This is a genomic window from Maribacter spongiicola, assembly GCF_004364165.1.
GTDB classification, from domain to species: domain Bacteria; phylum Bacteroidota; class Bacteroidia; order Flavobacteriales; family Flavobacteriaceae; genus Maribacter; species Maribacter spongiicola.
The window spans coordinates 104,770-126,481 of sequence record NZ_SOAY01000012.1 but is presented as its reverse complement, the minus strand read 5'-3'; the positions used below and the strand labels follow the sequence as shown (position 1 = coordinate 126,481).

The following is a 21,712-nucleotide window of genomic DNA, read 5'->3' as shown; positions in this document are numbered from 1 at the left end:
TTATTTCTCAGTTAAAATTTTGTTGAAATCGTAGTCCGAAGGGTTGTCTACATATTTTTTTGCATCCTCATAATCGTCTTCACCTATATAGAATAAGTTTTGAAAGCATAATTCTGCTAATTCTGAATTGATATCTACCAAACGAGGGGCAATTTTACCGTTCTCATCTTGAATTTCTGATAAGAACAACGGCGTAATTTCACCTCTGGAATTTGCAGTAATCATACAGCCACTTTTACCTTCGTCAAATAATTTTTTTACGCCAAGACCTAGAACCGTACATAAGGTAAGGTCAAAACCTATAGGTCTGCAACAGCGTAATTCGTAGCCTAGTTCTACTGGTCTACTTTTAATATCAATACCTAACTCTTTTAATTTCTTTTGAACGAGCATATTAAAAATATGCGCTTTACTTACATTTCCTAACTCTGGGTGCCCATGATCATCATAGGTGAATTTAATATCACACTTATTCAATTCAGAGTCTGGCATATTATGAAAAACCCCTTCACTAATTAATGCTACACCGTAGTTGATATTTTCAATTTTACGTTTGATCATTGAAGAAATGACCATTCTAACTACCTTATCAAAAGTGATAGAAGTGCGGTCAAACATTTCTGGTATAATCATCATAGGGTAGTGGCAGCTAGCTGCAATACCAAATGCTAAATGCCCTGCAGAACGACCCATGGTAGACATTACAAACCAGTTTTGACTGGTACGAGCATCTTCATAGGTTGTATTACCAATACGAACACCTTCATCTTTTGCAGAATGGAACCCAAATGTTGGGTTTCTATCTGGTAACGGTAAATCGTTATCAATAGTTTTAGGTACGTGAATGTTAGCAATTGAAATACCTTCTTTCTTTAAAAACCCAGTAATTCTGTTGGCAGTAGAAGCAGTGTCGTCACCACCAATACTTACCAACAGTTTTACATTATTATCAATAAACAGGTTAGTGTTTAGTTTTTCGTTTTTAGGTTTAAAACGGCTCATTATTAATGTTGAGCCACCTCTACTGAAAATCCTATCGGCATGGAAAAAATCGAATTCCTTGATTTGCGGATTTTCATCAAAAATTCCTTTAAAACCTTCATGCAAACCTAAAACTCGATAATTATCTTTTAAGAAAGCCTTTGCCACGGTACTGATTACGGTATTTATACCAGGTGCAGGTCCGCCACCGCAAAGAATTAAAACAGATTTTTTCGACATTTTTTTATTTTTAGAAGGTGTCTAAAGTAGTTTTCTAATTATCTAGCAACTCTACCAGAAGCATCACCGCCCATAAGTTTCTCAACTTCAGAAACTGTTACAAGGTTGGCATCACCTTTAATAGTATGCTTTAAACAAGATGCAGCAACTGCAAAATCAAGTGCATTCTGATCATCCTCTGGGTATTTCAATAATCCGTAGATCAAACCACCCATGAAAGAATCACCACCACCAACACGGTCAACGATATCTGTAATCTGGTATTGACGAGTTTCGTACATTTTAGTACCATCCCATAATACACCTGCCCATGTGTTGTGCGATGCAGAAATAGAACCTCTTAAGGTTGTAATTACCTTTTTAGCTTTTGGGAATTTCTTCATCATCTGCTTACATACAGATAAGAAAGCTTCCGCTTTTACGTCAGCACCATCTTTATGAACATCAAGTCCTTCTGGGTGAATACCAAAGTGCTTTTCAGCATCTTCTTCGTTACCTAAAATAACATCACAGTATTCAGTTAAACCAGACATGATTTTTTCTCTATGAGCATCATCACAGAATGTCCAAAGTTTAGCTCTATAATTTAAATCTGTAGAAATAGTAATTCCTTTTGCACTAGCAGCTTTTACAGCTTCTAAACAAACATCTGCAGCTCCTTGAGAAATTGCAGGTGTAATACCCGTCCAATGAAACCATTCTACACCTTCAAAAACAGCATCCCAATCGATCATGCCAGATTCAATTTCAGCAATAGCAGAATGTGCTCTATCGTATACTACTTTACTACCTCTAGATACTGCACCAGTTTCTAAGAAATAGATGCCTAAACGATCGCCACCGTAAACAATTTTATCTACACCAACACCTCTTTTACGCATTTCCATCATTGCACATTCACCAATATCATTCTTTGGTAAACGAGTTACGAAATCTACAGGAACGCCATAATTAGCTAAAGAAACAGCTACGTTAGATTCGCCACCACCGTAAATAGCATCAAATCTATTTGCTTGTGAAAATCTTAAAAATCCTTCTGGTGCTAAGCGAAGCATAATCTCGCCGAATGTTACTACTTTTTTCATGTGAATATTAAGTTTAATATATACTGATTTATCGTTTGTTTAATCGATTAACCATTTAAGGTAAAAAATAACCAAAAAAAGACATTTTTTGATTAAGTGAATTAAAGTCTTACTTTTGGTTAATCGATTAAACAAATATAAAAAAAGAAGTTGAATAAAAAAAGAACAACTTTAAAAGACATTGCAAATGTTTTAAGTATTTCAACGGCAGCGGTTTCTAAAGCGTTGAATGATGATGCACGCATAAGTGTAAAAACAAAAAAAGCTGTTAAGAAGGTAGCCAAAGAGTTAAATTACCAGCCAAATCATCTAGCAAGTGCCCTTAGAAAAGGAAAAAGTAATTTGGTGGGACTTATTGTGCCTAGAACAAACAGTCACTTTTTCTCTTCGGTGGTCGAGAATATGGAAAAGGTGCTTAATAAAGCAGGCTATAATATTATAATAACTCAATCTAACGAGTCTTTTGAAAAAGAATGTAAGAATATAGATGCTCTTTTATATACACAAGTAGATGGTATCATTGCTTCAATGGCAAATGAAACGGTAGACCTGTCTTACTACGAAAAAATAAAATCTTACGGAATACCTTTAATACTGTTCGATAGGGGAGAGAATGATCTAAATGTAGATTATGTAGGTATTAATGATTATGACAGCAGTCATATGATCGTTGAACATTTAATAGCGCAAGGATGTAAGAGAATTGCACATATTGGTGGATACCGTAGAACTCGAATTTTCAATAACAGAATTAGGGGATATATTGATGCGATAAAAAAACATAATTTACCACATGATGATGAATTATTGATTGAGAGTAGCTTGACCTTAGAAGATGGAAGGCAACAAATAGAAAAATTATTAGCATTAAAAAATAGACCCGATGCCATTTATGTAGCCAGTGATTATGCTGCGTTAGGCGCGCTACAAGTTTTAAAGGAGAAAAATATAAAAGTACCGGAAGAAATTAAATTAGTGGGGTTTGGTAACGAGCCTTTTACATCTTTAGTAACCCCTTCGATTACAAGTGTTAGTCAGCATAGCGAACAAATAGGCAAACTGGCCGCTGAGACTTTTTTAAGCTATGTTGATACAGATGTTGTGATACAATCTTTAAATAAAATCATTTTAGACTCAGAACTGATTATACGCGATTCGTCTAAATAGAAAAAGCGTTATTGTAAGATTACAATAACGCTTTTTTATATTGTGTAAATAATTTCTATCTACTAGATACCTAAAGCTTGACCGCCACCAATTTGTATAGTTTCTGCAGTAATGAAAGCTGCATCTTTACCAGCAAGGAAAGAAACTACACCGGCAACATCACCAGGTTGACCTAATCTACCTAACATAATGTTATTTGCCCATGAAGCAAAAACTTCTGGTTTAGTAGCTTTGATTTGTGCGTGGAAAGGAGTATCGATAGTGCCAGGAGATACTGCATTTACTCTAATACCGTATTCGGCAAGATCTTTAGCTAAAGCTCTAGTTATTGCATTAACACCAGCTTTAGAAGTACCGTAGATACCAGCACCTGGTCCACCAGCTGTCCAAGCTGCGTTAGATGTATAGTTAATGATTGATGGGTGTACACCTTTTTTAAGGTAAGGTATAGCTGCTCTTGAAGCGAAGAAAGTTGAATCAAGGTTTAATGCCATAACAGATCTGTAAAACTCAGTAGTCATTTCTTCGAAACGAGATCTACCGCCTAAACCACCTGCATTGTTTACAAGTGTATCTATTTTACCATATTTGTCACCAATTGCTCTGATGTTTTTAGTTACCGCCTCTTCATTGGTAACATCAAACCCTACGTACTCGGCAGTAATACCTTCTGCGGTAAGTTCTTTAATTCTTTCAGCACCAGCTGCGTCATCTATACCGTTTAAGATAACGGTGAACCCGTCTTGTCCTAATCTTTTAGCAACTTCAAAACCGATTCCTCCAGTTGCTCCTGTAATTACTGCTATTTTTCCTTCTGTACTCATGTTATAATTATTTTATTCTATTCTTAATTCAGTTTATTTATTTTCATTTAACGGTTCAATTTTACCGCATAATAACCATATGCTAGCTAAAGCTATTATAGCCATTGTTGCGCCGATGACAAAAGCCGGTGTATAGTTACCTCCAGATGTTAACCAAGGCACCAAATAAATTAATGCGGCAGCTGTTAACTTGGCAGCCATACCTGCTATACCTGATAAAGTTCCTATTGTTTTACCTCCGAAAAAATCACTAGGTAATGTTTGAACATTACCGATTGCGGTTTGGAAACCAAATAATATAAGTGCCATTATTAGTACGGCTCCTGTAGGTCCACCTGGGTTAGACATTGCCAATAAACTAGGTAACATAATTAGGCATCCTATGGTAATTATAATTTTCCTAGTCTTATCAACAGTCCAACCTGCTTTTATGCGATTTTGAGCAAATAGACCGCCAAACCAAGCACCTATCATAGCACCTACATAAGGTACCCATCCATAAATACCTATTGTTTTTACATCCATACCATAAACTTCGTTTAGATAAATAGGTATCCATACCACGAATAACCACCAGATAGGATCAATTGCAGCTGATGCAATGATTACGCCCCAGCTCTGTTTATGCTTTAGAAGTTTTGAAGTATCTGGATTATACCCTTCGTCTGTAGTACCGTCATTATCAATATCTTGATTTTTTTGGCCTGTTAAGATGTAATTTCTTTCTTCATCAGAAATCCATGGATGATTTTTTGGTGGAGCTTTTACTAATAGTAACCAAGGTATTAACCATAGCAACCCTAGTGCACCAACTAAAATAAATATCATTTGCCAGCTGAAGTATATGGTCATTGTAGCAATTGCAGGTATAGCTATAATGCCCCCAATAGCGGCTCCAGAGTTAAATAAGCCCTGCGCAAATGCTCTTTCTTCAGTTGGAAACCACTCTCCATTTGCTTTAGCTGCGCCTGGCCAGTTACCAGCTTCTGCGATTCCTAAAATAGTTCTGAATATTCCAAAACTTAATACTCCTTGTGCTAAGGCGTGTAATGCTGTGGCAATTGACCAAATACCGATTGAAATAGCAAAACCAATTCTTGTACCAAGCCAATCTAAGATTTTACCGAAAATAGCCTGCCCAAAAGCATAGGCGAACATGAAAACAACTGAAATAGTGGCAAAGATTTCTTTTCGTTCATCATTTGAACTTTCAGGAAATAAGTCTTCTGCAATATCTGGCCAAAGAACTCCGATAGACTGACGATCAATATAATTGATAATAGTAGCTATTGCAATCAATGCAATAACCCACCATCTTAATCCTTTAATTTTCATAATTCTATTTTATTTGGTTTTGGCTTGGCTATTATAGTGTCATCGATTATCTAGAAAAATCCTTTATTTAATTGGTAATAAGAATATATGGTTTGTACATTCTAGATATTATAACAATAACTGTAAAGCTCTTTGAAATGAACCTTCATCATATCTTTAGCTTTCTGCGTGTCTTGTTCTTTTATCGCTTCAAATATATTCTGATGCTCTATGACTCGTTTTGATGCTTGATTCTTGTCACAAACATGATATTTTTCAAAGTTGTTGATGATTTCAGGTGTAATAATCAGCATCATTCTATTAATCGTACTATTTCTACAGGCTTGAGCTATTGATAAATGAAAAAGTAAATCTTCTTGAACAGCATCTTCATTATTTGTTACTTTTTCTTTGTACGCATCTAATGCGGCTTCCATTTTTACTAAATCTTCTTCAGTTCTTCTTTGGGCCGCTAATCTTACAGTTTTAAGTTCAAGAAGAATTCTTGTCTCGACCAAAGATTTAAAATCGGGGTCTTCTAGGCCAAGAATGTCTTCCATCATTCCATTCATAGCTACTTGCCCAATATCGGCTACGAAAGTTCCACTTTGTGGTTTTGATTTTAATATGCCGTAAAATTCAAGTTTTTGAATGGCCTCGCGTACATTACTTCTACTAACTTCAAAACGTTCAGATAGCATTCTTTCTGAAGGTAATTTATCACCTGGTTCAAGATTTTTATAATTTATTAAATCTCGAATTTTAGAAATAATCTCGTTTTGTAGCTCTTGATTATCATTTTTAGTAAGAATTTCTAATTTCATATATCACATTTATTATTTAACCAGATTGGTTTACCAGATTGGTTATATAAATTTAAGAAATTAACGGTGTTATCAAATTATTCAAGACTTTAATCTTAGGAATTCACTGAAAATAATAATTTAGAAAGATTTGCTGGCCCGCTTAACAAGCCAGCAATCTTAAAAAAATAACTCAAACAACTTACTTTCTGCACCATATGCTTCAACCAACTAATAGGTTAAATTTTGTTCAATGATTGTTTTTAACAACAAGTTTGTCTTGCTTTCATTTAATATGCTCAATATTGCTTTAAAAATTTTTCAGTTTTTTCACGTTAATATGATTGCTTTTTTTGGTTGCCCAAATTGGTTGCCCAAATTGGTTTACCAAATATATATTATTTATTCGTGAAAAGAATGGAATTTTACATTTAATAATTTAGTAGGGTTGTATTTTTCAAGTTACCTCTTAATACAATCACGATATATATGTTAAATAACTCCTCTTGAAACTTTTAATGTCATATTTCACCATTTGTATATGCTTTAACGGTTTTCCATCTATATTTCAACTATTATATGGTCTATTATCGCCATCAGGGAATTAGCATCTTAATTTCGATTGTTCTCGCTTTATTTTTCGAAGTCGAAACTCTGCACGCACCCGTTTAAACTATAAGGAAAATTGGATTAAAAGGTGATATGTAGGTAAAGTTCAGCTGATAAATTTGACAATACACAAGTAGTATTCAAAATGATAGTTTAAAAAAAAATTATCAAAGATTTAAGTGTATCCAGATAAAGATTATGTCAATAGCATTTTTAATTTAGCATTAGGGAAACAGCATAACTGAATGTTTTAATCATACAGAAGAGTAACAGTACTCATAAAGGCTAAGAATATACTTAGCTCCCAATATAATCAATGCGATAACGCTACTGGTACCCAGAACTTAACCAATAATAAAAAATGCTGGACCAAAATCTTTGAGACATTTTTTTTTAAATTTTCCTGAGAAGGACATATTTTCTGTTGTCATAAGTATTGGTTCAGCATTTAAATATTATTATAAATAATATTTTAAGAAATCTGTTTGTAGTCACTAGAAGAGCTACAAACAGATTTTACTTTATTCTTTATCTCCAAAATAAGATGGACCCACACCACTTAAGAAATCTTCTCTGACAGGGCTAAAAGTATCAATAAGTTCCCCTTCTTCAAGGCAAACCGCACTATGTAACAAATTTGGTTCAATATAAACTCCGTCACCTGCTTCTACGATTTGCTTTTCGCCATCGATAACAAATTCGAATTTACCTGAAACACAGTAAGTAGCTTGTGTGTGAAAATGTTGGTGAGGTGCACCTAATGCTCCTTTGTCGAATTTTACTCTAACCATCATGATTTGGTTGTCATAACCTAAAAACTTTCTTGATACTCCACCACCAAGTACTTCCCATTCCATGTCTTTAGTAATGACGTACTTTTCACTGAATCTTTTCATAATTTTTATTCTTTTAATTTTTATTTAAAATAATAAGAACCAGACCATTCATAATTCTTATCGTTAATTTTTAATGTATGCGTAGCTTCTTTTGAAGCATTTGTATTTGCAATAATAAATAGTTTGGTAGCATCTTTTGCGGTAGTTATTGAAATAGCAGTGTAATCTACAGTGTCTAAAACTACTTTTAATGCTGAAATAGAACTATTAGAATTAACGGCAGATTCTGAAACCGGACTATAGCTGCCATGTGCTTCGATCGCTGAAACAAAAAGTGTGTTTTGAGTATCTTTTCTGCGGATAATAAAACCAGCCTCTCTTCGTAAATTAAATTCAGGGTCATTTGCACCTATTCGTACAAACCTTAGCTCGTCATCTTTTGATGTTGCAGCGGTTAAGGTGTAGAATTTCCCTTTATCTAACCAACTTAATTTAGTGTTTTCTTCTGTTATGCTTCCACAGCCTTCTGACCATAAATGTTGATACCCATTATCAGCACCTAAAGGCTCCAATGTTTTAGGAACTTCGTATTCAAAATTTGTGTTCAATACTTGACCCATAAAATAAAAGGGTAAATCATATTGGTTGGTGCTATCAGACTTAACTCGAAGTATATCAAGCATGAAAGGCTTTTCAAATGCATCATCTTTAATAATGGCCATTGTTCTGTGCATCTCTGTACCAGGATACGCATTAGTCTCTATAGCACTAACAATTTGTATATCGGCATTAGAATCATCAAAAAGATACAGATCTGGATGGTGCTTGCTACCAATATCATATTTGCCTTGATAGTGAGATTTCTCATTTTGTACAAGGGTGTTGTGGGCAATAGTTTGTTTTGCCCAAGTTTTATTTTCCTTGAGATAGTTACCACCACCTTTCTGTTCAATATTTACAAAACGAGCCAATCCGTAATCTTGCAATAGTTCATTGCCATTTTCGTAGAAGGAGCAGGATAACTTATCATAGTGACCATGACTTGACCCTTGTGCTGCATATTTAAAAACAAGTTCTAAATCATCGCTTCGTAAAATACCGACACCACCTTGTTTTCCGTTAGGTCCATCAGATAAATTAATTGATTTTTTATCAAAAGGTTTTGCTTTTCCATTTTTCACTCCAAGAGCAACTGCCAATCCGGAATCATCTAATAATACTTTATTTTGCTTTTCTGCGATACTTAGCAATCCGGGGTCTTGATTTCCGAAATAATAAGAAATATCTACAGCGGTAACCAAAGCATCGTTGTAATAAGACATTCCTTTTTGACCATCGTTAAGGGGAAAGAAATCTCCATCTGCATCAGATAAATTTAAAAGAGCATTGATTGATTTTAAAAGTACACCGTCCTTGTATTCAAAAATTTTCACTTCTGGTTTTACATTGTGTAATCCTTCCGCAAAAATCAAAAATGGATACATCGCATAACGCTGGTAGTACGGACCTTCATTATAATACCCGTCAGGAGAAAAAGGTTCTTCTATGTTTGCTAAGAATCCGGCTTTTCCTTCTTTATTAATAAATCCGCCATCATCGTCCATAGCAGTTTTGTCCATCTTTAAATCTGGAATACCGTATAAAGCGCGATCAATTAATTCTTTATCATTCATTACTAAACCGATCATGCCAACAGCCGCATTACCCCACGTACTATGGTTGTGTACTCTTTGGTAGAATTGCGGACTATCAACTGAAATGTGATCTGCGAATGGTTTGAAAAGGTTTTTTTCTAGCTTTTTTCTTTCGGCTGCACTTAGGTAATTATATACACAATCGTAAGCTTGGCTCACGTAAACCAACCAGTTAGAATCGTTTAAACATTGCCAAAACAATTTACCACGAGCATAAGATCTTGTTTTCGGGTGCAGTGGTAGTGTTTTATAAATTCCTTCATATTGCATAAGCATGTCTTTTACATACTTCGCATACTTTTCATCATCTAATATTTGATATAAAACACCAGCCTGTTGCATGACGATCATGTTGCGTTTATGACGAACATGCGTATAGCCACCAGAATAATCTTTTGGTATAGGTGTGTCGATGCCTAAAGCGATTTCGGCATCGATCTCTGCTTTTAACTTTTGTAACGATGCATCAAATAAAGGCACAGAACCTAATTCTGCTCTTATTTTTTCAACACCCGCTTTGGTAAGAATTAGGCTTGGGTGTTCTTGTGCAGTTACGCTGAATGTTATTAATATAGCGCAAATAAAAACGTGTACTGTTTTTAAGTATTTGATCATGTGTGTTATTCGTTTTTTAGTAGGCCTAAATCTTTGCCATCAGTACCCTTTCCTTTTAATGGAGAATTTAAAGGTAATGAGTAATTACTGTCTTTAGAGAATTCGGGGGCAAGCTCCCATTGGTTTTCAACTTGGTATTTCTGATCGCCGGTAACCATAAGTTTCTCTGAATTACTTAAGACGTTATTTAGAACTTTCACAATTGGCTCACCGACTACAAGGTGCATGTTAATTGCTTTACTATCTTTAAAAATATTGTTTTTAATGGCTGTTTCTTGAACTCCGTATAAAGAAACGGTAGCATCATATTTATTTTTAGAACCATAACCGACATGGTCAAATACATTGTGTTCCATTTCTAAAAACGGTCCGAAAGTACTTTCGTCTTTACCACCTCTATACAAACGTAATGCAGCACCTTGTAAGTCGTTGATGGCATTATTCTTCATTATAAAATACTCTACGTTGTAAGCACCAATATCATCAGTTTCTTTATCTAAGGCTGCAATGCTACCAGATATGTTTTTGAAGGTAGAGTTTTGAATACTAATAGTATCGGCAAAAGTTCCTTTAGAAACTCGTAGTACATCAAAAGAGTGGTTTACGATCATATCTTTAAATTCACATCTATCAATAAACAGTTTATAATTATCAATCATGGATTTTTTGCTGGTACTAATAACTGAGTTACCTGCGTAATCTGGAGATTTGGTGCCGTCGAAAGTGATGTTTTCTAGAGATAGACTACCGCCATTTTCAATTTCAAAAGCCATCATTCTTTCAAATAAGATGGTCGCCTTTTCTTTGCCGATGGTTTTAAAAGTAAGTGGGTGGTTAATTATAACCGCTTTGGTCAATAAGTAAGTACCACCGTCTTCAAGAATGATAATATCACCAGCTTTGGTTTCTTTTACTTTATCATATAAGGTATTGATACCAGCGGCTACGTTGATCGTATTGCCAGAGTTTAATGCAACAGTATTATCTGCTTTTGAATACCACGATGCTCCCGTATTTTCTTTAGTTGCAATATTCGGACTAATAACAACTTTAGTTTTTATTTTATTAGAAGTGGGAATCGGGAATCCGTTTTTGTCATTTACCAATTTAATTTTGGCATTCTTAAATCCTTCTTCAATGGTAGTTTCTGAATTTTCACCAAGAATGTTGTTTTTGAAAGTGATGCCACTAATATCATCATCAATAGTGAAAACATCTTTTTTGGTATCGTTGTAAATGATATTCTCTGAAAACTCAGATGTTCTTGGTGCCTGACTTCTTTCGGCATCGCTACCTGCACCAAAAAGAATATTATAGCAGTTTACAAAAGTGTTATTGTTTACTTTAGAATCGATAACGGGTACGTACCTATTTGGTGGTGAATTTGGTACGCCGTTCATCATTACGAAGGCACCTCTAAAACGATAACCTGTTAAACCAACATGGTAGTTGTTGATTACTGTTTGCGTTTCATTAATGACACGAACTCCGCCAGTACTTGGTTTATTGTTACCTATAAACACATTACCATCAACCAACGTTTCATTACCATGGCGCATTGTTAGTGTACCTGTACATTCGAAAAAAGTATTGTATTTAAAAGTGTTATTACAAGATTTGTTAGAGATGATTTCATGCTCGCCATTGGTTCTATCAAAATAGTTAGATTCAACTAGGGTATTCGACTTTTCTAACGCATGGTGGCTAGTTCCTATTCTTAAGGTTTCACCTCCATTATTGCCGTAGGTTGGGCGAGGTCCGAAATAATTGTGGTCAATTTGGTGGTTATTCGCTCTACTATCTTCGGTATCTAGACCAACAATCATGGTAACCCCTAAATTCTTTTTGCCTGCAATATGGTTGTGGTCAATACGGTTATTTTTTCCGTAGATGGTTATCCAATAATCTTGTACTTGGCGCTCAGGATTATTAAAGTTATCAATAACACATTCGGTAAGGCGAGAATTATTAGCCATTTTTTCCCTGCTTTTTCTGAAGGATATTACAGCATTGGTAGGTGTATAACCATTTTTGAAAACGAGACCTTTTACGATTAAATGATCACCGGCGATTCTTAAGTTTGAAGCTCCGGAAAGAATCACTTTTCCTTTTTCTTCTGCTATAAGTGTAATAGGCTTTTCTGCCGTACCGTTTGCTTCGAAGAGTAGTTCAGAATCCATCCAAATACCATTGGCAAGAACGATACTATCACCAGGCTGTACTTTTTGAAGTATAGCTGTAAACTCTGCTACATTTTTTACAGTATAAGTTTGTTGTGGTGTGGTAAAGGAATATGCTAGGCATATAAAAACAGATAAGAATAGAAGGTGGTATCGTCTCATGAGTTAAAATTGGTTAACCAAATTGGTTTACCAAAAATAAGGATATTTGTAAGACTACCAAACTATTAACATAAAAAGGGGTGTTTTAATTACGGATTGATAAGTATTTACTTAGTAAATCATCAATTCGATAAATTCCATTACTTGTAAATCTTTCAGTGTTTAGATGTCTATTTAATGCCGTAAAAAGTGATTTGTTTATGTTCTAAATAAACTTCAAATAACAACCCGATAAGAAAACTGAATGTTATTCTTCACTCGGTTCAGTACCAGCACCTACGGTTGCTTCTTTAAACCACACTTCTGTATAATCACCATTTGCATATTGCTTTGCAATATCGCCATCATAGGTGTCGGCACCTGTACTCCATACAATATTATCCTCAGGAGATTTACCATTCGTTTGGTTGTATGCGCCTTGTTTGAAATACTGAATTTCACCAGCGTAGGCATTCTCACGTTCTAGACCATCGCGACCGATAGAGGCATATAATGTTTTAATCTGTTCTGGTAAGGTTTTAGTGAATTCAGACGTCAATAGGTTTTTAGTGAATTTTACTTTTTCATGTCCGTCACTTGTAAAAGTTAGGTACATAATACCTTTGTAAACATTTATTTCATAGCTAAACTCTTCACCTAATTCGATACCATTTTCTGGTTCTGCAGGAGGGGTTGTTGCGTCTGTTCCAACAACCGACATATCATTGCCCCAAATAGCCGAAGAGTAATCCCATCTTTTTGAATTATCACCTGCTGTGTTGATTTCGTAATTCCAGAAAACAGAGCCTTTTGTATGCCCCGGAAATTTCTTGTAGAATATTTTTATCGGTTCATTCTCGTGTCCCTCATCACTATGTATTTGTCCTACGACAACAGCATAAGAAGCGGCAACTCTTGCATCGCCAGAAGTTGATACGTGTTGTACTTTTAAAGTCCCGGTCAGTTTTCCACCAGTTTCAGGTATCCAATGTGCTTTTTGACCTAACTCCGTTCTGGTGTTACTAGAGGTTCTTGAGGTAATTCCACTGTTAGGTGTTTTGTAAACTACCCAATCCGTTTTTCCGTCATTCGCAACATAAAAGAAATCATCTTTGGCGTAATCTTTAAGATTGTCCTCGTAGGTGCCATCACCTAATAGAATTTTCCATTCATCCATAAACGGAATAACATCGCTGGGGTATTTTGCTGCAGTTTCAATTTCGGTTGTTGCTTCTTCATTTGTTTCTGAAGCTTTTTTTGAATTGTCTTTGCAGGCAAATAGCGCTATTACTGCAATGATGGTAACTATCGATTTTTTCATGGTGATTGTTATTGCTGATGGGATAATTAATACATTAGTTTAAGAGGTAAATTTTCTTCAACTAGTATCTTGCCTGAGTTTTTGATTTCGTTATCTGAATACCTGTTGTTTTTAGCAGCCCATAGACGGGCAACTAATTTTATAGGGTTGTTAATGAACTTATTGTTTGCCAGGTTTACATTGATAATGCCATAGGTGTTAAGAAGTAGCCCTTCTTCAGCTTTCGACCCACAATTTGTAAATGTGCTATTGGTTACTATTAAATTACCGCCAACGGTAGATTCGTCGTAGCCGCCTCTATAATAGTCGATCACGTTACTTGCAACCCCGTCAAACAGACAGTTATCAATTGTAATATTCTCAGCATTGTATTCGCCTTTGTCGTCTGTTTCTTCAGATAGTTCTAAACCATTTGCACAATTTTTAATTTGTGTAGATTTAAAAGTTATATACTCGGAGAACGAAAGTTTGTAAGCTTTTAAAACATAATCGAAATTCGATATTTCACAGTCAACAACTGTAAGGTTGTAAAGGCTAGACATGTTATTTTTTAAACTGGCAAAGCCATACTGTTCTTTATTCCCGATAAGTTTAATGTTCTTAAGTGTGAGTTGTCCTTTTCCATTCATTTCGAATGCCGGAGTTTCAGATGCTCCCTTATATTCAACAATTGACTTAGCGTCAGATTTAGCAGCTAGTATCGTAATGGTCTTATCAATTTTTAATGGCGAACTTAGATCGTAACGCTCAGCAGACAATACAATAGTATCTCCACTTATTGCAGTTGAAATTGCACTAATAAGTTCGTCACTTGTACTAGCGGAATGCGTTTTGTTTTCTGTGCTCTTAGAAGTTTTGCTAGTATACCAGTCAGGACCATATTGAGATATATCCATCATATTTTTTTTATTCACTGGCTTGCCTATTACAGCACCAACCAATTTTTTGTCAGCTCTAGAGTTACCGAACAAATCGACTGTAATCTGGTCAAATTCAAATCCGTTATAAAGTTCAAACTCAGCTAGTGAATTATCTGGCATTAAAATATCGCCGTCGGCTACAGTGGTACCAAAATCTTTTTGTGTAAGTCCGTCAACAGCTTTGAACATCAATCCTTGGTTATTGATGACATTACTTTTAAATCTAATACCATCGATAGAATCATGTTCAACGATAGGTTGCTTGTCGCCTTTATCATTGTAAATAAGGTTATTAGCTACAATAGTTCGTATTGGGGTGGCAGATCGTATCTCAGATTTAGGCAAAATATCTTTTTGGTCAATGTTAGATCCTACACCAAATTGCCAAGGCGACACACAATTAACCCAAGAATTGTTCGCAACAACAACATCGGTAACCTGTAAATATCTATTCAATGGGGATTTCGGAATTCCGTTCATTATAGCAAGCGGACTCCTAAATGTTTGTCCGTTTAAATTGTAGAAATAATTATTGGTTACCCAGTGTCCCGTTCCTATTAATCGAATTCCGCCTATTTGTTCAGAATTTTCATCCCCTATAAAAACATTACCATCAATAATGCAGTAGTTACCATGTCTTGTAACAAGAGAACCTTCGCTTTTGTAAAACACATTATTTCTAAACTCATTGAAATTGGTCTTACTAGAAATAATTTCTACTTCACCATTACAGTGATCAAAAAAGTTATTTTCAACCAAGGTATAACTTGGCGCCATAGAGGTAAAGCTATTGCCAAGTTGAATGGTTTCGGCACTTGGTCCGCCTTTAGGTGGTCGTGGTCCGAAATAGTTATTAGTAATTTTATGGTAGTTCTTTATGCTGTTATTACCTGCCAAATCAACTCTAACAGTTGGTCCTCTATTAGATTTACCGGCAATGTAGCAATGGTCAAGCTCATTGTGTCGACCTTTAAATAAGACCCATAAATCTGTTTGGTTTCGCTGTGCCTTGTTAAAATCTATAATAGCAGAATGGGTAATCTTACAATGATTAGCAACCGAGTCTTCACTAATTCCGAAATCGATAACAGCTGAAGAAGGTGATGAACCGTCAGTAAAGGTTAAACCATTTACATTCAAATATTCACCCGCAAGTTTTAAATCAGAAGTACCGGTAATTCGAACTTCACCAGGCGTTTCTGCACGTAAGGTAATAGGGTTTTGCTCGTTTCCGTAGGCAACAAATTTAATATTTACATCTTTCCAATCTCCATTGGTCATAACAATATCGTCGCCAGGTTTTGCTTCAGATATTGCTGTGTTCAATTCTGAAATATCGTTTACGGTAATAGCATTTATGGTTGCTTTTTCATCACAAGAGATTAGTAGAAAAACGGAAGCTATTAGTAGAAAATACTTTTTCATTATCTATGTTATTAATCTGGTTTGAAACTAAATGTAGGCTTTAGATATGTGCTACAATCACAATAAACTGGTTAACCAGTTTGGTTGACCAAAAATACATATATTTGTAAGAATGGCAACTAATTAACACAAAACCTATTGATAAAATACAAAAGAGATATTAAAAATGAGAGAAGATAAAAAAGGTATTTCTAGAAGAAATTTCACAAAAAAATCAGCTATGGCATTGGCAGGCATGCCTTTGGTGCAGTTAGATAGTGATTTGCTAAAACCAATATTCGCTGTAGATGATGCTATTGAAGTACACTTATTCTCTAAACATTTACAATTTCTTGATTACAATGAGATGTCAGCAGCAGTTGCAGAAATTGGATTCGATGGCTTAGATTTAACGGTTCGCCCAAAAGGGCATGTATTGCCAGAAAGGGTAAATGAAGATTTACCGAAGGCAGTAGAAGCCATTAAAAAATATGGATTGAAGTCCAAGATGATGACCACCAATGTTTGGGACATTACAGATATCGGTCAGCAAAAAGTTTTAAAGACAGCTAGTACGTTAGGGTTTGAATATTATAGAACAGGTTGGTTAAGCTATCCCGAAGAAAAATCAATAGAAGAAAGTCTGGCAACATATGCCACACAGGCTAAAAATTTAGAAATTCTAAATAAAGAATTAGGATTAATTGGGTGCTATCAAAATCATGCGGGTAATCATGTAGGGGCACCGATTTGGGATCTGCCTACGATTTTTTCAAAAACGAACAATGAGTTTTTAGGATGTCAGTACGATATAAGGCATGCGGTAGTAGAAGGCGGTAAAAGTTGGGAGCTAGATTTGCGACGCATACAGTCGTATATTAAATCTATAGTTATTAAAGATTTTAAATGGGGAAAGAAAGATGGAGTCTGGGAGCCTATTAATACGCCTTTAGGGGAAGGTATGGTAGATTTTAATCGATACTTTTCTTTACTCAAAAAGTATAAGATAAACGTGCCCATATCATTACATTTAGAATATGATCTCGGTGGAGCCGAGCACGGTGCATCGAATATCACAATAGATAAAAAAGAAGTGTTCGCTAAGATGAAAAAGGATTTAACCTTTATCAAGGAAGCATGGAAAAAAGCGGAATAATATAAATTTTCAGATCAAAAAGAATGACCAAAATAGCTAAAGCAACAAAAGATAAATTAAGAAAGGTTAGTACGGCAACCGTTGCAACCTGTTTATTTAAAAAAGGATTAAAAAATCAGTTTATACAACACGTAAAACCATTAAAATTAGGTCGACCGACAATGGTGGGCGAGGCGTATACCTTACGTTACATACCTGCACGAGAAGATCTGAATCCTATTACGGTTTTTAGAGATCCTAAGCATTTACAAAGAGTAGCGGTAGAAGAATGTCCAGAAGGTAGTGTTATGGTAATCGATAGTAGGCAAAATGCCAGAGCAGCATCTGCAGGGTCTATTTTAGTAACACGATTAATGGTTAGAAAAGCAGAAGGTATTGTTACTGATGGCGGATTTAGAGACTCCGCCGAAATTGCCGATTTAGATTTTTCGTCCTATCATAATAGACCTACGGCACCTACCAATTTAACATTGCACCAAGCTATAGCTATAAATGATCCTATTGGTTGTGGCGATGTAGCAGTTTTTCCTGGTGATATTATATTAGGAGATGATGACGGAGTAATGGTAATACCGGCACATCTTGCCGATGAGGTTGCAGATGAATGTATTCAGATGACCTTATATGAAGATTTTGTTTTGGAAATGGTAGAAGGAGGAGAACCTGTTATAGGGTTGTACCCAATGGTAAGTGATGAGGCTAAACTAAAATTTGAAAAATGGAAGTCAGCTAAATTGTAATTGACTCAAATAAGTAAATAATAAAAAAGGTGATTAGCGCTATGAGAGCACTAATCACCTTTTTTATAAAGTGTTCTAGAAATTTATTCTACTCACCACCCCTTGCAGGGTAATCATTTTTGTTAACATAGTCGATTGCATTTAAAATATCGTCCCAATTTGGTCTAGCAAATGGCATTGTTTGAATGGCACTTGCATATAACGTATTGTCAGGGCGAATTAAAAATAATCCTGGTTCTGAAAATTCATCAGGTTCTTTGTCCGATGTTTTTTTAGAAACATATAATCCCCATTCTCTAGCAGTCTCAATAGGTAAATTATAACCAACAGGCAATTCTGGAATATTCCATTCTTTACCAGCTTTCTTAGCTCGTTCTTCACTATCACTACTAATAGCGATTAGGTGAACACCTCTGTCGCTAAAATCTTTCAGTTTTGTTGCTAAATCTTCCAAATAGTTTTTACAAACTGGGCAATGTAATCCCCTATAAAAAACAATCATAGTAAAAGATGTACTGGCTTGATCATACAAGCTCCACTGTGTATCGTTAATTAGAGGTATTTTTAAATCAGGTACTTCTGTTGTGGGTTTTATCATGGTAATATCATTTTTATAATTAGTATTTCATAAAGGTAGAATAAGCTGTTTCAAAAGCTTTGTTGCATACCTTTTAGAATTAATGCAATACATAATTATGATAAACAGCTATTTTATTGATTATCTACTAACCACTTTTCATATTTGGACAATTGCGAGCTAGATAGAATACTTTCTAATTGTCGTGTACGCTCACTTTCAACGCTACCTAACATTTCGCCACTTGCCATATTAGCCTGTTTGCTTTTAAACTGGTCCATTGCGACGCTAAATTTGCGTATTTGCTCATCGGTCATTTCTAATGATGAAAACATTGATGCGTATTCATTTTTAGATTTTAATGTTTTTACTGCTGTCGATGTATTATTGTTTAGGGTAGTGCTTCTATTATCCATAGCCGCAGTTGTTGAAGAAGTATTATTGGTTTCTTGAGCAGCCATACTATCTTTCGAATTTTTTGCACCTGTTTTTTTAGTGCTTGAGCATGATGTTAATACTATTGATAATGCTAACATCGATACTAATTTAATTTTCATAACGTGTTTATTTATAGATTCTTCGGTGAAATTATATCTTAAAACACGGGTTAATAGTCGCAATCAAATTTATAATTAACGCAACTGATGATATTTATGAATTTTATCAAATGTATTATTGATATGCCGGTTAGGTTTTGTAAGAAAAGAATACCTTTTAATACCTGTTATTCATTGAAAGTTGGTATCTTCTATTTTATTTGACAGTTCATTATTCAAAGCAATATATGTTCAATCTTGTATATAAATCTGTAGCAAATTCCCTTTCACCGGCACAAATTGATGAAATTTTAGTGGAGTCTAGAAACTTCAATGGTAAGCATGATATAACGGGATGTTTGATCTATCATGACGGATTTTTTATTCAATATTTAGAAGGCAATGTATATGTTGTTTCGACTCTCTTTGAAAAAATTAGGGTAGACGCTCGTCACTATGAAGTTATTTTACTTTCTAAAGGCAGTATTTATACTAGAGAATTTGATACTTGGAATATGGCCTATCTATCAAATAACCTTCCGAATGAAGCTTTTCAGTATATAAAACTAATGGTTAATCCTGAATTCGAAATTCCTAATATGTCCGTTGTACCAAATCCTACTTCAAAACGATTTTGGTTGGCGGCTAAGCTGTTATTGAATAAAATAGGGCATGAGAATTTCAACAAAGAACGGTAATATACCTATTTCTTAATCGCAATCTTTGGCATATTTCAAACATTGATATAGGACAATTGAGCTTCTTAATTATTTTTGTTTTCTAGGTGATTAAATAAGCCGGATTATTCGATTTCTGTTGACAATGTAGAACTATTTACCATTAGAATTATCTTCAGTAGATTTTCGGCAAATTTCTCGGAATAGTCATGTATGTTAGTTAGGTCTTCGACATTTTTTAAATCTTCGCATCTCTTGTTAAACTCTACAGCAAACTTATCATTTTTAAATTGGATTGTTGGCATTACATTAGTAAGTATTGAGTGCACTTTTAATGCATTGCCCTTGGTGTAATAGTCGAGCTGATATTGCTGCAGAAACAAAGAAAGTTCATTACTATTTTTAAATGCCATAATTTTTTTTATAAACTAGATGGGGGAGCATTTGTTTTATAACGTAAAATATTAAAAGTAAGTATTTTACTACAAAAAAATTATTTTTTTAGATGGTAATTATGCTATTGAGTTATTATTCAATTTTATTGGTAGAATTTTATATGCGATTTCCTCTTAATTTTGGAGGACATACTGTTCTTATATAGAAATTATGGAAAAACTAAATATATATATTGCGGATGACGATTTAGATGATCGTGATTTTTTTATGGAGGCATTGAATGATATTTCTATAAAAACAGAAGTATCTCAATTTAATAACGGAGTCGATTTAATGGATAGATTATTTTCTGATGATATATTGCCAAATGTAATATTCTTAGATTTATACATGCCTATTATGGATGGTTTTGAGTGCCTTATCGACATTAGAAATTTCAAAAAATTTAATAACATATATATTATCGCCTATTCTTCCATATATAGAGATAGAGAAGTGAATCAATTAAAGGAAGATGGTGCCAATCAATTCTTGAAAAAATCTTCTTCCTTAAAAGAGCTAAAAAAAATATTGCTGAAATCTTTAGAACAGGTACCGATAAAGAATAAAAAGGTGGCATTAAGAGATGAATTTGTTGTACTTATATAATTTTTAAAATAATAATTATTTGATAATGAGGTAAGAGTGGGGATAAAGAATCATTTTTTTATTGCTCTTTAAATAACTGTTGGAAATTAAATTCTGTATTTTTAATTCATCAATATAGCTATCAAAATAATTATTATGAAAACTTTTTTTCGAATTGCTTTAGGCGTCATGTTCATGGCTACAAGTGTTACAGTAGTACAAGGTCAAAAAAAATTAGATCAACAAGCTGTTGCAGATTTACAGCAAACGCCTAAATATGGTTTTATACTTACCACAGAAAGACATTTTAAAGGCGTATTAAGTATGTACGACCTTCTGATAGCAAACGGAGTAGAAGTTGAGGAATACGAAATTGTTGTAAAAGGCAAAGTGGTAAAGTTATTGACCAAAAATTCTGAACTTGAAGAGTTTTTTAAAAAATATAAGGGCAAGGTAAAAGTAAGCGTATGCAGTGTTGCTATGGAAAAACTTGGTGTATCAGAAGAATCTCTTTTTGATGGTCTCAATGTTACCCCAACCGCCTCGGTACGAATGTTACAATTACAAGCAAATGGTTATAATACGTTGACCTACTAAGAAATAGATAAAGATATATACTAATCAATAGCTACTCTCTAAATTTGTTATCGATGTGTAGGCTTAGGGATTAGCTTCGATTTTACCTTTAGCAAAATTATTGATAGTAAAATGCCGCTAAAACAAAGTTTTAGCGGCATTTTATATTCTATTCGCTTCTATAAACAATTTCTATATTTGTCTAATTATAATGTTATATCTAAGGTGTGTTTTAGTTGATAATAACCACTACGGTCTAGATAATGATATGGTTTTCGTGAAAACGAAAACCC

General features: G+C 34.5%; 18 protein-coding genes. 6 read left to right on the top strand and 12 right to left on the bottom strand.

Features of this window, described 5'->3' with window-relative positions; all coding sequences use genetic code 11:
• Both CLV90_RS13755 and CLV90_RS13750 read right to left on the bottom strand, forming a co-directional pair.
• The gene (locus CLV90_RS13755; protein WP_133688089.1) at window positions 1–1,221 is read right to left on the bottom strand and encodes a 6-phosphofructokinase; all 1,221 of its coding nucleotides are present in this window, start codon (window positions 1,219–1,221) and stop codon (window positions 1–3) included.
• A 38-nt stretch (window positions 1,222–1,259) separates the two neighbouring features.
• Complete coding sequence (locus CLV90_RS13750; protein WP_133688088.1) at window positions 1,260–2,306, bottom strand: sugar kinase; 1,047 nt, start codon at window positions 2,304–2,306, stop codon at window positions 1,260–1,262.
• A gap of 150 nt (window positions 2,307–2,456) precedes the next feature.
• Here CLV90_RS13750 and CLV90_RS13745 point away from each other — a divergent pair, with 150 nt between their 5' ends.
• On the top strand, window positions 2,457–3,473 hold the full coding sequence (locus tag CLV90_RS13745) for a LacI family DNA-binding transcriptional regulator (protein ID WP_133688087.1): 1,017 nt from the start codon (window positions 2,457–2,459) through the stop codon (window positions 3,471–3,473).
• A gap of 62 nt (window positions 3,474–3,535) precedes the next feature.
• Here CLV90_RS13745 and CLV90_RS13740 read toward each other — a convergent pair whose 3' ends face one another.
• From CLV90_RS13740 to CLV90_RS13705, 8 genes are all read right to left on the bottom strand, one after another.
• Window positions 3,536–4,297 (bottom strand): SDR family NAD(P)-dependent oxidoreductase, encoded by a 762-nt coding sequence (locus CLV90_RS13740; protein WP_133688086.1) that lies wholly within the window; start codon window positions 4,295–4,297, stop codon window positions 3,536–3,538.
• A gap of 33 nt (window positions 4,298–4,330) precedes the next feature.
• Window positions 4,331–5,632, bottom strand: coding sequence for an MFS transporter (locus tag CLV90_RS13735; RefSeq protein WP_133688085.1), 1,302 nt, complete (start codon window positions 5,630–5,632; stop codon window positions 4,331–4,333).
• Between the two features lie 101 nt (window positions 5,633–5,733).
• On the bottom strand, window positions 5,734–6,435 hold the full coding sequence (locus tag CLV90_RS13730; RefSeq protein WP_133688084.1) for a FadR/GntR family transcriptional regulator: 702 nt from the start codon (window positions 6,433–6,435) through the stop codon (window positions 5,734–5,736).
• Window positions 6,436–7,544: 1,109 nt separating this feature from the next.
• A complete protein-coding gene (locus tag CLV90_RS13725; RefSeq protein WP_036156630.1) occupies window positions 7,545–7,919 on the bottom strand; it encodes a cupin domain-containing protein in 375 nt (124 codons plus the stop codon).
• 20 nt (window positions 7,920–7,939) lie between these two features.
• Window positions 7,940–10,168 (bottom strand): alginate lyase family protein, encoded by a 2,229-nt coding sequence (locus CLV90_RS13720; RefSeq protein WP_133688083.1) that lies wholly within the window; start codon window positions 10,166–10,168, stop codon window positions 7,940–7,942.
• Window positions 10,169–10,173: 5 nt separating this feature from the next.
• Window positions 10,174–12,510, bottom strand: a complete 2,337-nt coding sequence (locus CLV90_RS13715; RefSeq protein WP_133688082.1) for a chondroitinase-B domain-containing protein — start codon at window positions 12,508–12,510, stop codon at window positions 10,174–10,176.
• A gap of 247 nt (window positions 12,511–12,757) precedes the next feature.
• Window positions 12,758–13,810 carry a polysaccharide lyase family 7 protein gene (locus tag CLV90_RS13710; RefSeq protein ID WP_133688081.1) on the bottom strand — a complete coding sequence of 351 codons (1,053 nt, stop codon included), beginning with the start codon at window positions 13,808–13,810 and terminating at the stop codon, window positions 12,758–12,760.
• Window positions 13,811–13,836: 26 nt separating this feature from the next.
• Window positions 13,837–16,155 (bottom strand): chondroitinase-B domain-containing protein, encoded by a 2,319-nt coding sequence (locus CLV90_RS13705; protein WP_133688080.1) that lies wholly within the window; start codon window positions 16,153–16,155, stop codon window positions 13,837–13,839.
• Window positions 16,156–16,321: 166 nt separating this feature from the next.
• Between CLV90_RS13705 and CLV90_RS13700 the strand changes: the two genes are divergently transcribed.
• Both CLV90_RS13700 and CLV90_RS13695 read left to right on the top strand, forming a co-directional pair.
• A complete protein-coding gene (locus tag CLV90_RS13700) occupies window positions 16,322–17,290 on the top strand; it encodes a sugar phosphate isomerase/epimerase family protein (protein ID WP_133688079.1) in 969 nt (322 codons plus the stop codon).
• A gap of 23 nt (window positions 17,291–17,313) precedes the next feature.
• Entirely contained in the window at window positions 17,314–18,030 is a 717-nt protein-coding gene (locus CLV90_RS13695; protein WP_133688078.1) for a ribonuclease activity regulator RraA, read from the top strand.
• 88 nt (window positions 18,031–18,118) lie between these two features.
• On the opposite strand, the gene CLV90_RS13690 is transcribed toward CLV90_RS13695, so the two are convergent.
• Both CLV90_RS13690 and CLV90_RS13685 read right to left on the bottom strand, forming a co-directional pair.
• Window positions 18,119–18,628: a peroxiredoxin-like family protein gene (locus CLV90_RS13690; protein WP_133688077.1), complete on the bottom strand. Its 510-nt coding sequence runs from the start codon at window positions 18,626–18,628 to the stop codon at window positions 18,119–18,121.
• Between the two features lie 113 nt (window positions 18,629–18,741).
• Window positions 18,742–19,164, bottom strand: coding sequence for a hypothetical protein (locus tag CLV90_RS13685; protein WP_133688076.1), 423 nt, complete (start codon window positions 19,162–19,164; stop codon window positions 18,742–18,744).
• Window positions 19,165–19,391: 227 nt separating this feature from the next.
• Here CLV90_RS13685 and CLV90_RS13680 point away from each other — a divergent pair, with 227 nt between their 5' ends.
• From CLV90_RS13680 to CLV90_RS13670, 3 genes are all read left to right on the top strand, one after another.
• Entirely contained in the window at window positions 19,392–19,841 is a 450-nt protein-coding gene (locus CLV90_RS13680) for a BLUF domain-containing protein (protein WP_133688075.1), read from the top strand.
• A 585-nt stretch (window positions 19,842–20,426) separates the two neighbouring features.
• Window positions 20,427–20,864, top strand: a complete 438-nt coding sequence (locus CLV90_RS13675; RefSeq protein WP_133688074.1) for a response regulator — start codon at window positions 20,427–20,429, stop codon at window positions 20,862–20,864.
• Between the two features lie 135 nt (window positions 20,865–20,999).
• A complete protein-coding gene (locus CLV90_RS13670; RefSeq protein ID WP_133688073.1) occupies window positions 21,000–21,440 on the top strand; it encodes a DsrE family protein in 441 nt (146 codons plus the stop codon).
• Window positions 21,441–21,712 lie beyond the last annotated feature (272 nt).

Bases quoted from the DNA above. Each gene is read 5' to 3' on its own strand.
- CLV90_RS13705 (WP_133688080.1), bottom strand. From the start codon at position 16,155: ATGAAAAAGTATTTTCTACTAATAGCTTCCGTTTTTCTACTAATCTCT.
- CLV90_RS13735 (WP_133688085.1), bottom strand. From the start codon at position 5,632: ATGAAAATTAAAGGATTAAGATGGTGGGTTATTGCATTGATTGCAATA.
- CLV90_RS13690 (WP_133688077.1), bottom strand. From the start codon at position 18,628: ATGATAAAACCCACAACAGAAGTACCTGATTTAAAAATACCTCTAATT.
- CLV90_RS13680 (WP_133688075.1), top strand. From the start codon at position 19,392: ATGTTCAATCTTGTATATAAATCTGTAGCAAATTCCCTTTCACCGGCA.
- CLV90_RS13670 (WP_133688073.1), top strand. From the start codon at position 21,000: ATGAAAACTTTTTTTCGAATTGCTTTAGGCGTCATGTTCATGGCTACA.
- CLV90_RS13710 (WP_133688081.1), bottom strand. From the start codon at position 13,810: ATGAAAAAATCGATAGTTACCATCATTGCAGTAATAGCGCTATTTGCC.
- CLV90_RS13700 (WP_133688079.1), top strand. From the start codon at position 16,322: ATGAGAGAAGATAAAAAAGGTATTTCTAGAAGAAATTTCACAAAAAAA.
- CLV90_RS13740 (WP_133688086.1), bottom strand. From the start codon at position 4,297: ATGAGTACAGAAGGAAAAATAGCAGTAATTACAGGAGCAACTGGAGGA.
- CLV90_RS13725 (WP_036156630.1), bottom strand. From the start codon at position 7,919: ATGAAAAGATTCAGTGAAAAGTACGTCATTACTAAAGACATGGAATGG.
- CLV90_RS13720 (WP_133688083.1), bottom strand. From the start codon at position 10,168: ATGATCAAATACTTAAAAACAGTACACGTTTTTATTTGCGCTATATTA.
- CLV90_RS13675 (WP_133688074.1), top strand. From the start codon at position 20,427: ATGGAAAAACTAAATATATATATTGCGGATGACGATTTAGATGATCGT.
- CLV90_RS13755 (WP_133688089.1), bottom strand. From the start codon at position 1,221: ATGTCGAAAAAATCTGTTTTAATTCTTTGCGGTGGCGGACCTGCACCT.
- CLV90_RS13715 (WP_133688082.1), bottom strand. From the start codon at position 12,510: ATGAGACGATACCACCTTCTATTCTTATCTGTTTTTATATGCCTAGCA.
- CLV90_RS13730 (WP_133688084.1), bottom strand. From the start codon at position 6,435: ATGAAATTAGAAATTCTTACTAAAAATGATAATCAAGAGCTACAAAAC.
- CLV90_RS13750 (WP_133688088.1), bottom strand. From the start codon at position 2,306: ATGAAAAAAGTAGTAACATTCGGCGAGATTATGCTTCGCTTAGCACCA.
- CLV90_RS13695 (WP_133688078.1), top strand. From the start codon at position 17,314: ATGACCAAAATAGCTAAAGCAACAAAAGATAAATTAAGAAAGGTTAGT.
- CLV90_RS13685 (WP_133688076.1), bottom strand. From the start codon at position 19,164: ATGAAAATTAAATTAGTATCGATGTTAGCATTATCAATAGTATTAACA.